Below are 12,151 nucleotides of genomic sequence, written 5' to 3' on the forward strand. Positions count from 1 at the left end.
ATGCCCGGTCATCGCTCGGCCAGGCTGTACGGCGTGCGGCACCTCACCTCGGTTGACAATCTGAGCGATGACGAGTTGTACCGGCTTGTCCGGCGATCCGCGTGGTACGCGGAGCAAGGTGAGGCCGTCGGGCAGCCGCTTCGCGGCCGGGTCGTTGGCAGTTACTTCCGTGCGACCTCGACCCGGACCCGGACGGCCTTCGCGTCGGCGGCGCTGCGGCTCGGCGCGTCCCACATCGCCTACGGTCCGCACGATCTGCAGCTGAACACGGGCGAGACCATGGCCGACACGGCCCGGGTGCTCGGCATGATGCTGGACGCGCTGGTGGTCCGTACCGCCGGCGACCCGGCCGAACTGGCCGCCCTTACCGCGCAGGACGGCATGGCCGTGGTGAACGCGATGACGGCCGACGAACACCCGACCCAGGCCATCGCGGACCTCTCCATGATCGAGTTGCAGTTCGGGCGGGTCGACGGCATCCGGATCCTGTACGTGGGCGAGGGCAACAACACCGCTGCCGCGCTGGCTCTCGCGCTGGCCCGGTTCCGCGACGTCAGTCTCTGCCTGGCCACCCCCCGGGGATACGGGATGGACCCGGCGCTGCTCGCCCGCGCCCAGCGCGCGGCGGAGACCAACGCCAGCAGCATCACCGAGACGCACGAGCTGGCGGCCGGGCCGTCCGAGGTCGACGTCGTCTACACCACGCGCTGGCAGACGACGGGGACGTCCAAGCCGGATCCGAACTGGCGGGACACGTTCGCGCCGTTCCAGGTCGACGGTGAACTGATGGCCCGGTACCCGGAGGCGGTGTTCATGCACGACCTTCCGGCACACCGCGGCGAGGAAGTGACCAGCGCGGTCCTCGACGGGCCGGCCAGCATCGCCTTCCGGCAGGCGGAGCAGAAGTTCCACAGCGCGAAGGCGGTCCTCGAGTGGTGCGTTGGCGGGACCGACAGCCGGTGAGTTGCCACAGCCAATTCCGCGCGGTCGTCGCGGACCGGCCGGGCGCACCGGCGGTGGTCGACGGTCAGCGGATCCTGACCTACGCGGAACTCGACCGCCGCGCGGACGCGGTGGCGGGACTGCTGCGCGACCTGGGGGTCGGCCCGGAGTCGCTCGTCGCGGTCATGGTGGATCGTTCGGCCGCGCTGCCGGCGTGCGTACTCGGTGTCTGGCAGTCAGGCGCCGCCTACATCGCCCTGGACCCGCACACGCCGCGTAGGAGGCTGCGGTCGATCGGCGGCAAGCTGCGACCGGCCGCCGTCCTCACCGAGTCGGGACTGCGCCGGCGAGCGGACGCGCTGGGCGCTCCCACGCTCGTCATCGACGAGCTGTGCGCGGGGGACGACGAGCGTGGCGCAGCCGACGTCCGTGACAGGGCGGCGGCGTCGCCGGCGGCACCGGTCCACCCCGACAACCTGGCCTACGTCATCCACACCTCCGGTTCGACCGGCCAGCCGAAGGCCGTCGCCGTCAGCCACCGGTCCCTGCTGTCCCTGGTCGACTCCTACCGCCGGCTGTACGGGGTGGGGGAGAAGGTGACCAGGGTCCTCCAGCTCGCCGGCTTCGGCTTCGACGTCGCCACCGCCGACGTCGCGCGTACCCTGCTCACCGGCGGATGCCTGGTGATGTGCCCCGAGCAGACGGTGCTCAGCCCGCCGGACCTGGTCCGGCTCATCCGCGCCGCCGACGTCGAGTACGTCGAGATCACCCCGTCGGTGCTCCGCCCGCTCGTCGCCCACCTGGCAGCTGCCGGGGAACGGCTGGACTGCCTGACCCACCTCGTCGTCGGTGGCGAGCTCTGGTCCGGTGCCGAGTACCGCGCGGCCCGTGCGGTCACCGGCCCGGGTGTCCGGATCTTCAACACCTGCGGTCTCACCGAGGTCACGGTCGACAACACCTGGTACGAGACGGACGTCGACGCCGGCTACTCCCAGGGCAGCGTGCCGATCGGCACAGCCTTCGCCTCGACCGAGGTGCTGGTGCTGGACGAGGACCTGCAGCCGGTGCGGCACGGTGAGCTGTACCTCGGTGGCGGCCAGGTAGCGCGCGGATACCTGGGCGATCCGGCCGCGACCGCGGCCCGCTTCGTGCCCGCTCCGCACGGGCCGCCGGGAGCCCGCCTCTACCGCACCGGGGACCTGGTCAACTACGACGCCGACGACGTCCTGGTACACCTGGGGCGCCTGGACGACGTGGTCAAGGTCAACGGCGTCCGGGTGAGTCTCGCGGAGGTGCAGACCGTCCTGGCCGACTGTCCGGGCGTGGGCGCGGCCCGGGTGGACCTGCTCGAACACGACGCACGGACGGTGCTCGCGGCCTACCTGGTCTCGGCCGATCCGGGCACCGAGCTGGATGTCGCCGAGGTACGTCGGTGGGTCGCCGCTCGTCTGCCCCGGGCGATGGTGCCGACCGTGATGGCTGTCGTGCCGGTTCTGCCGACGACCTCGGGCGGCAAGGTCGACCTCACCGCGTTGCGGTCCGAGGTGGCAGCCGGAGGGTTCGAGGCGGTGCCGGCCGAGGATGCCGGGCACGGTCCCCGCGAGGCGCTGCGGCGGATCTGGTCGCAACTGCTCGCCGCCGACCGGGTACGCGGCACCGACGACTTCTTCGACTGCGGTGGGGATTCGCTCCGGGCGGCGGAACTGGTGATCCGGGTCCGGACCGAGCTGGGCGTGGAACTGCCGCCCGGTGTGCTCTTCACCCAGCCCACCTTCGGAGAGCTGGCCGGGCTGGTCAGCCGGTCCGTCGCCGCCGAGCCGGTCCCGGTCGACACGGCCGCCCTGGTCGGTCCGCTCGCTCCCGAACAGCAGCGACTCTGGCTGCTGGACAAGACGGACAAGGCTTCCTCGGCGTACAACATCCCGATCGTCCTCGCCCTGCACGGACAGGTGGACGTGCCCGCGTTGGCTGCCGCCGTCGCCGGTCTGGTTCGCCGTCACGGCGCCCTGCGTACGGCGTTCGAGGTCCACGACGGCCGGGCCCGGCAGCGGGTGCGGGACCTGGCCGTACCGCCGTTGCGCCAGGTCGAGGTGGCCGGTCCGCAGGAGGCCGAGGAGTGGATCAACGCCGAGATTCGGCGTCCGTTCGACCTGGCCCGGCCGCCGATGCTGCGGGCCGCCCTGGTCCGGCTGCCCGGCGCGGACTCCCGGCTGGTGCTCACCCTGCATCATCTCGTCGCCGACGGGCAGAGCGTCCGGATCATCCTCGACGACCTCGGCCGGCACTACCGGGCCGCCGTTGCCGCAGACCCTCCACCGGCCGATCCACCGGGCTCGTTGACCTATCTCGACTACAGCGCCTGGCAGGCTCGCCGCTTCGCGGCCGGAGCCTACGAGGGGCAGCTCGCCGAACTCGTCGATCGGCTGGACGGCTGCGTCCCGGCGGAGCGCTTCCCGGCCCCGGCCGACGCCGTGCCCGGGACGGTCACCCATCGCCGGCACCTCGACGCGGACCGGACGGCCGAGCTCAGGGAGCTGGCGACCGAGTACCGCAGCACCATGTTCGTGACGCTGCTGGCCGCCTACGCCGGCCTGCTGCGCCGGTGGAGCGGGCAGGACGAGGCCCTGATCGGGGCACCGTTCGGTGCCCGTACCGTGCCGGGCACGGAATCGCTCGTGGGGTTCTTCGTCAGCACCGCCGCGCTGCGGGTGACCGTGCCCGAGGCGCCGTCGTACGCGGACCTGATCCGCGCGGCGAGAGCGGCGGTCGCGCACGCGGCCGCCAACGCGGACGTGCCCTTCGAGGTGCTGCACCACCATCTGCGCAGGCGCGGGACGGACCTGTCCTTCACCTCCTGGTTCAACTTCCTCGGCGGCCCGGACATCCCCCCGGAGCTGCCCGGCCTCACCACCCGCGTCGTCGACCAGGACCCGGCGGGGGCGATCTTCGACCTGAACGTCTACCTCACCGACCTCGGTGACCGGATCGCGGTGACCGTCGTGCACGATCGGGCGACGATCGAGCCCCGCCTCGGCGCGGAACTGCTCGACCAGTTCATCGAGATCCTGTCGGCGATGTCGACCGACCCCGAGATGCCGTTCGACCGGCAGGTCCTGGGCGTCGGTGGCGGCGCGCCGGCACCTGCCGCGCCCCTGACCCCGAAGCTGGACCACGCCGAGAAGGTCGTGGTCAGCACCCGCTTCGCGGAGCAGTCGCAGCGCGCGCCGGAGGCGACGGCCCTGAGCGCGTCCGGCGGCACGCTCACCTACCGCGAGCTCGGCGACTGGGTCAGTGCCATCGCCCAGGACCTGTCGCTCGGCGAGGTGCACCGTCGAGACCTCGTGGCGGTGTTCGCGCCGCGCGGCGTCGCACTGGTCGCGGCGCTGCTGGCCGTCTCGTCGATCGGCGCGCGGTTCTGCGTGCTGGACCCTGGATATCCGCCCGCCCGGCTGGTGGCGCAACTCCGCGAGATCGCGCAGGCCCGAGCCGTCCTCGTCGACGGTGATCTGCCGTCCGCTCTCGCCGCGATCGCGCCGACCGTGATCCAGGTCGGTCCGGTCCGGGGCGGTGGCCAGTTCTCCCCGGTGGCCGGCCCGGCCGGTCACGTGGGTTTCACCTCGGGCACGACGGGCAGACCGCGCGTCGTGCGGGCTGGCGACGCACCGCTGGCCCACTTCCTGGCCCGCTACACCGCGGAGTTCGGCCTCGGGCCGGCCGACCGGTTCGCCCTGCTCTCCGGTCTCGGCCACGACCCGTTGCTGCGGGACGTCTTCGCGCCGCTGACCGTCGGTGCGACGCTCTGCGTACCGCCCGAGGAGGTGATCCGCTCCCCACACGAGCTGCACGCCTGGCTCGTCCGGGAGCGCGTCACCGTCGTCCACCTGACGCCGCAGCTGCTGCGGCTGCTCCTGGTCGCGGACCTGCCGCTGCCGCACCTGCGGCTCGCCGTCGTCGCGGGCGACCAGCTCTTCGCCGGCGACGTCACCGCCATCCGACGGTCGGCCCCGGGGGTGACGGTGGTCAACGCCTACGGGGCCACCGAAACCCCGCAGGTCGCGGCCTGGTCGGCGATCCGGCCGGGTCAGCCGGTGGGCCGACCGGATCGCCGGATACCGGTCGACACCGGCATCCACGGCGGCGGCGTCGTCGTGCTGGGCGGGCACGGCCGCCCCGCCGCGGTGGGGGAGCGCGGTCGCATCGTGGTACGGGGCGAGTCGCTCGCCGACGGGTGCGGTCCGGAATACCACACCGGCGACCTGGGACGGACGCTGCCGGACGGCATGATCGAGGTGCTCGGCCGGGACGACGGCCAGGTCAAGATCGCCGGATACCGGGTCGAGCTCCAGGACGTGGACGTGGCGGCCCGGAGCCTGTCGTACGTGACCGACTGCGTCACCGTGCTGGTCGGCTCGGGTGACGAGGCACGCCTGGTCAGCTATCTCACCTCCGTGGACGGCCAGGCCGTGTCCACCGCCCAGCTGCGAGCGGACCTGCGCATCCTGCTGCCGGCGCACATGCTGCCGGCGGGAGTGGTGCGGTTGCACCACCTGCCGTTGACGGCCAACGGCAAGCCGGACCGGACCCGCCTGCCGGCGTGGCGGCCGGGCGTCGACGGAGCCTCGGAGGAGATCGCCGCCCCGGTCTACGCCACGGCTGTCGAGGAGACGATCGCCCGCACCTGGCAGGACGTGCTGGGCGTCGCGCAGGTCGGCCGCGAGGTCAACTTCTTCGACCTCGGTGGCACCTCGCTGCTGGCGATCGGCGTACAGCAGGCACTGGAGGAGCGCCTCGGACGCCCCGTGCCGGTGCTCAAACTCTTCGAACTTCCGACGGTTCGATCGCTCGCCGCGTATGTCGCGGGCGAGCAGGAGACAGCGGTCGAGGTCCGTTCCGTCAGGCGACCAGTCTCCCTGGACTCCGCGCGCCGGCTGCGGATACGCGAGACATTGCGAAGGGACATGTCATGAGCGACCGGCACCACATCGCGATCGTCGGGATGGCTGCCCGATTCCCGGGAGCGGCGGATCTCGACCAGTACTGGGCCAACCTGCGTGACGGGGTGGAGAGCGTCCAGTTCCCCACGGACGACGAACTGCGCGCGTACGGGGTCTCGGAGGAGATGCTGCGGCACCCGGACTACGTCAAGGCGGTGGCCACCGCCCCGGGGGTCCAGGACTTCGACTCGGCGCTCTTCGGCTACACCCCGAAGGAAGCCGACTTCACCGACCCGCAGATCCGGATGTTCCTGGAGAGCGCACACGCGGCGCTGGAGCACTCCGGCTACGACCCGTACCGCGAAGAGGCGACGATCGCGGTCTACGGCTCCGCCGGCACCAACCGGTACGTCGACAACCTGGGCCTTAACAGTGACGCCTCGGCCAGCACGAGCTTCGCGCTGACCTCCCTGAACAACACCGACTACGTCGCGATCACCGCCGCGTACAAGATGAACCTGCGGGGGGCGGCGATCTCCGTCTCCACGGCCTGTTCGAGTTCCCTGGTCGCCGTGCACCTGGCCAGCCAGGCGCTGCGCAACGGGGAGTGTGACCTGGCTGTCGCCGGTGGCGCCGAGGTGGAGATGCCGTTCGGGCACGGCTATCTGTGGGCCCAGGGCAGCCCCTTCTCCCGCGACGGCCACGTGCGACCCTTCGACGGCAAGGCCGACGGCACGCTCTTCTCCACCGGCGCGGGCGCCGTGGTGCTCAAGCGACTCAGTGACGCGCTCGCCGACGGCGACACCGTGCACGCCGTCCTGCGGGGCACCGCGCTCAACAACGACGGATCGGCGAAGGCCGGTTTCACCGCCCCCTCCGTCATCGGCCAGGCGACGATGCTGGCCGAGGCGTTCGCCATGGCCGAGGTGTCCGCGAGTGAACTGGCGTTCGTCGAGTGTCACGCCACCGGCACCCCACTCGGGGACCCGATCGAGGTGGCGGCGCTGCATCGCGCACTGCAGGCGGTGGGTGACGACGCCGGGACCACAGTCGCGCTCGGTTCGGTCAAGTCGAGCATCGGACATCTCGGTCACGCGGCGGGCATCGCCTCGCTGATCAAGGGCGTCCTCGCCCTCCGGCACGGTGCTCTCCCGGGCACGGTGAACTTCCAGGAGGCGAACCCCAAGCTGCACCTGGACTCGACGCCGTTCGTCATCGCCGACCGGCTCACGCCGCTGACCCGGGCCCCCGGAGTGCCCCTGGTCGGCGGGGTCAGCTCCTTCGGCGTGGGGGGCACGAACGCCCACGTGGTCATCGAGGAGCCTCCGGCGCGCGTACCGCAGCCGGTGCGGTCACAACCCCGGATCGTGGTCTGGTCGGCGCAGAGCGAGGCCGCCGGCCGGCAGTACCAGGAGAACCTGGCCCGGTACTTCACCGACCACGACCTGCAGACGTTCCCCGCGGCGGTGCGTACCCTGCAGCACGGCCGCCGGCCGTACCCCCTGCGCTCCGCGGTCGTCGCGGACGACCCGGCGGTGGCCGCCGCGCGACTCGCCGCTGACGACGGCGTGCTGCGGGGAGCCGGTGCGGAGCGGCGGGACCTGGTCTTCGCCTTCCCCGGTCAGGGCTCCCAGCGGGCGGGAATGGGACACCGTCTCTACCGCGAGGACAAGGCCTTCGCCGAGGCCATGGACGAGGTGCTCGATCTGTTCGGGGCGCACGGAATCGACGTTCGGGAGGACTGGCTCTCGGGCGACCCGGACCGGCTGGCCGGCACCGTCGTGACCCAGGCGGCGCTCTTCGCCGTCGAGTGCGCGTTGGTGCGGTCCCTGCGGGCCCGGGGGGTGCGTCCCGGGGCGGTGCTCGGGCACAGCGTCGGCGAGTTGGCCGCCGCCGTGACGGCCGGGGTGTTCTCGCTGGCCGACGGGGTCGCCCTGGTGGCGGCGCGGGCCCGCGCCATGTCCGCCGTCACGACGGGTGCGATGCTGGCGGTGGCCGCTCCCCTGGAGGAACTCTCCTCCGACCTGCTGGCCGGCCTGACGGTGGCCGTGGTGAACGAACCCCGACAGGTCGTCCTCAGCGGCAGCCGCGACGACGTGCTCGCCGCGCAGTCCGAGCTGCAGAGCCGCAAGATCCTGGCCAAGGTCCTGCCGACCGCGGGCGCCTTCCACAGCCCGTTGATGATCCCGGCCGCGGTGCAGTTCGCCGCCGCGTTCGACGGAGTCGAGCTGTCGGCGCCGACGATCCCGTTCTACTCCGCGGCCGCCGGCGGTCTGATCGGCGAGGACCAGGCTGTCGACCCCAACTTCTGGGCCGACCAGGTGGCCGGCGTCGTCCGGTACGACCGGGCGGTGGCCGCCGTGCTCGGCGACGGACCACGTCGCGTGCTCGAGGTCGGGCCGGGCCGGGTGCTCAGCGATCTCGGCAGGGGAACCGGGGGACCGGGCTCCTCGTTCACGCCGGCCCTGCCGCGGACCGACACGGACCTCGCCGGGCTGCTGGCGGTGGTGGCGCGACTCTGGGTCGACGGACACGACGTCGAGTGGCCCGAGCCGGACGACGGCGGCCCGGTACGACGGGTGCCGCTGCCGGGCTACCCCTACCAGCGGCGCCGGCACTGGGTGGACGCACCGGCACAGACGACGCCGCCGGCGGTGGCGGCTGTCCCGGCGGTCGAGGCGGCCCTCCCGGTCAGCGGTGAGCCGACCGAGGCCGGGACACCACTGTCCACCGTGGTGTGGACCGAGACGCAGGCGCTGCCGAAGAGCACCGTGTCAGGGCTGTGCCTGCTCCTGGCGCCGGCGTCCGAGGCGGACAGCCTTCCCGTCGTACTGGCGGTGCAGCAGGCCGGCGCCGCCGTGACGGTCGCCCGGCCGGCGGACGCGTACGCCGAGGTGGGCGCGGAATTCCGGATCCGCCCCGGCTCCCGGGTCGACCTGGACCGGGTGCTGGCCGCGCTGGCCGGCCGGGGGACACCGGTCACGCTCGTGGTGCACGCCTTCACCGCCGGGCCCGACCCGGCGTTGACCAGCGCGGGCGTGAACCGGGCCGTGGAGGCCAGCTTCACCAGCCTCTTCGTCACCGCCCAGACGGTCGCCGCCCTGCCGGCGGGCGGCACGGCGGGGCTGCTGGTGCTCACCCGGGGAGCGGTCGACGTCACGGGCGCCGAGCCGATCGACCCGACCGCCGCGATGCTCGTCGGTTTCGCCCGTTCGCTGGCGAAGGAGGCGCCCGAGCTGGGCTGCCGAGTGGTGGACGTGGCCCTGCCCGCCGACCACGAGCTCGCGTGCGAGCTGGGACAGTGGCGGCGGCACGAGGTCGTCGCGCTGCGCGGTACGCGGCGTTGGGTGCCGACCCAGGTGGCATTCGACGCGGCGCCGTGGGAGTCGCCGTCGCCGCTGCGGCGGCAGGGGGTCTACCTGATCACGGGTGGCACCGGCGGACTCGGCATGGCGCTGGCGCGCGGTCTCGCCGGCACCGGGCTGCAACCACGGCTGATCCTGCTGAGCCGCACCGGCCTGAACGACGACGCGACGGACGAACGCTCCGAGCGCCTGCGCGCCCAGCTCGCGGAGATCACCGGGCTGGGCGCACAGGTCCGCGTCCTGACCGGCGACGTCGCCGACCGCCGGGGACTGCGCCGGGCCCTCGACGTCACGGTGTCCAGGTTCGGGCCGGTCAACGGGGTCTTCCATCTGGCCGGGCTGCCTGGCGACGGCCTGGTGCGGCTGCGCGAACTCGACGACGTCGCGGCGGTGCTCGACCCCAAGGTCCGGGGGACGGTGGTGCTCGACGAGGCGTTGCGGTCCGGCCCGCCACTCGACTTCTTCGCCTGCTTCTCCAGCCGGGCCGCCCATGACGGGCTGGTCGGCAGCGCGGACTACGCCGCCGCGAACGCCTTCCAGGACGCGTACGCCGTGACGCTGCGCCGGGCGGGGGTGCCCGCGGTCTCCATCAACTGGCCGTCCTGGGCGGAGGTCGGGATGGCCGCCGAGTACGGGGTGCGGACCTGGTCGACCACCATCGGCCCGGCGCTCAGCCCCATCATGGACGAGCACCGGCTGGAGGGCGAGGCGATCCTGCCCGGGACCGGGCAGCTCGACCTCATGCTGCGCGGCTACTGCGAGCTGACCGGGCGGGACCTGCCGGTGCGGCTCACCGACGTGGTCTACCACCAGGTCCTCGCCACCGAGGACGAGCGACGGGTGGAGATCCGGCTGCACACCGACGGCACCCTGGAGTCGTGGTCGCGTTCGGGCAGCGACCCGGGCGCCCCGGCGGTACGGCATGCCAGCGCCCGGGTCGTCGCGGCCGGTGAGCCGGGCGGGCCCCGGCCGATCGAGGAGCTGCGTTCGTCCTTCACCCACCAGCTGATGGAGTCGGAGGCCGACGGGCCGCGGCTGTTCCACCTCGGCCGCAGGTGGGACAACACCGTCGCCACCTGGACCCGGACCGGGGAGGACACCTCCGAGCTGCTGGTGCAGCTGCGACTGCCCGAGGAGTTCGCCGACGACCTGAAGGTGTACCCGGCGCACCCCACCCTGCTGGACTCGGCGTCGACCGCGTTCCGGCGGCCCGACGACGGCTTCCACCTGCCGTTCTGCTGCGAGTCGATCGCCTTCTACGGCCGGTTGCCGGCGGAGGTGTTCGTACATGTGCGGCGGCAGGCCAGCGGGCCGGGTGTGATCCGGGCGGATCTCGAGTTGCTCGGGCTCGACGGGCAGCCGCTCTGCGTGGCGACCGGGTACACCCTGCGCCAGATCCAACCCGGCACGAAGGTGACCGTCCCCGCTGACGGCGGGTCGAGCGAGGCGGCCGACGGGATCCCACCCCGGCTGGGGGTCGCGTTGACCCTGGCCATCCTCGGCGCCCGGCATCCCGGGCAGGTTCTCGTGGAGAGCGGAGCCCAGCCGCTGCGCAGCCGCGAAGTTCCCGAACGGCCGGGTCCGACCGGTCCGGCCGTCGGTCAGCTCCCGGCAGCGGCAGTTCCCACCGCGGTCGTCGACGCCCTGGCCGGGGCGGTCGCGGGGATGGCGTCGGCCGGGCCGGTGGCGGCCACCGCCGCGCCGGGCGACGCGAACAGCCTGGAGTCCCGGATGAAGGCGCTGTGGGTCGAGGCGATCGGCGACCCGGACATCGGCATGGACGTCGACTTCTTCTCGGTCGGCGGCAACTCGCTCACCGCCATCGCGCTGATCTCCGCCATCCGGGAGACGTTCCAGGTGGAACTCTCGATCGGGGCGATCTTCGACTACCCGACGATCGCGGCACTGGCCACGTTGCTGCGGGAGCAGGGACTTCGGTGAACGAACCCGTCGTGCTCACCAGTGACTGGGCGCTGTGGCCGGTGGCCCCGGTACGTGCTGCCGGCATGCCGTTCGACTGGCTCGCCGGTTTCGCCGAGGACGGGCTTGCCGCCGTCCGTGAGCTGCTGGCCGAGCCGGACTTCCTCGCCGCGCTCACCTGGCAGAATCCGGCAGCGGCCGAATGGGCCCGGCGGCCCGGTTCCGCGCTCACCTCGTACCGCGCGGGGGTGCTGACCAGGTACGCCCAGCGGTACTGCGCGAAGAACGACAGCATCGGCTTCTTCGGCCCGGTCGGCTGGGCCACCTTCAGTGGCGCGGCCGGCGACTCGCTCGGGGTGACCGGAACGGCGGGGGTACGCAGCACCAGCGCCTCGTTCGAACTGTGGGCGGTGCGCGCCCTGGCGCAGCGGTGGGCCGAGGACCCCGCCATCCGGCCGCATCTCCCGGTGCGACGGGTGCCCAGCGTCAGCGTCCACGAGGGACGGGCGCACCGGCCGTTCCAGGCGCCGCTGACGCTGGAGCCGACGCAGCTCGCCCTGCTGGACCGCCTCGCCAAGGCCGGCTTCACCGAGGCCGAGCTCAGCGCCGACGAGCGGCTGGCCCTGGCCCGACTGGTCGCCGACCGGATCGTCGTCGCCGAGTTCGTGTTGCCACCGGGCGCGCATCCGGAGCAGGAACTGCTGGCCCACCTGGTGAAGCTGCCGGAGACCGAGGCACGCGACCAGGCGGTGGCGGACCTGACGGGCCTCATCGACCAGCTCGCGGCGGCCGAGCGGTTCGTCCGGCAGCCGGCGCAACTGGCCCCGGTGCTGACCGCGGTGGAACAGCGGTTCGCCGAACTCGCCGGCCAGGCCGCCCAGCGGACCAAGGACGAGGCGGCGGCCGGACGCACCCTCGCGTACGTCGACTGCCGGCGGGACCTCGACGCGGTGGTGCCCGCCGGCCTCGTCGATCAGGTGGCTGAGCCGC

The 12,151-nt window shown here is 73.0% G+C and carries 4 protein-coding genes (1 of these 4 only partly in view); all 4 read left to right on the forward strand.

All coding sequences use genetic code 11. The annotated features are described in order from the left end of the window. Tightly spaced (each overlapping or abutting the next), the 4 genes in view from V6U77_RS23395 to V6U77_RS23410 form a layout consistent with a single transcriptional unit that may run on beyond the window. Positions 1–963, forward strand: a complete 963-nt coding sequence (locus V6U77_RS23395; RefSeq protein WP_089002384.1) for an ornithine carbamoyltransferase — start codon at positions 1–3, stop codon at positions 961–963. Then, the gene (locus tag V6U77_RS23400; protein WP_334608771.1) at positions 960–5,909 is read left to right on the forward strand and encodes an amino acid adenylation domain-containing protein; all 4,950 of its coding nucleotides are present in this window, start codon (positions 960–962) and stop codon (positions 5,907–5,909) included. Before V6U77_RS23395 ends, V6U77_RS23400 begins: the two co-directional genes overlap by 4 nt. Beyond that, positions 5,906–11,182: a type I polyketide synthase gene (locus V6U77_RS23405; protein WP_334608772.1), complete on the forward strand. Its 5,277-nt coding sequence runs from the start codon at positions 5,906–5,908 to the stop codon at positions 11,180–11,182. Before V6U77_RS23400 ends, V6U77_RS23405 begins: the two co-directional genes overlap by 4 nt. After that, on the forward strand, positions 11,179–12,151 hold the start of the coding sequence (locus tag V6U77_RS23410; protein WP_334608773.1) for a lantibiotic dehydratase. The gene runs 1,187 nt beyond the window's last position; 973 of the gene's 2,160 nt are visible here — the first part of the coding sequence; it begins with the start codon at positions 11,179–11,181; its stop codon lies beyond the right edge, outside the window. Before V6U77_RS23405 ends, V6U77_RS23410 begins: the two co-directional genes overlap by 4 nt.

The sequence above is a fragment of the Micromonospora sp. CPCC 205546 genome (genome assembly GCF_036902715.1).
Lineage (GTDB): Bacteria > Actinomycetota > Actinomycetes > Mycobacteriales > Micromonosporaceae > Micromonospora.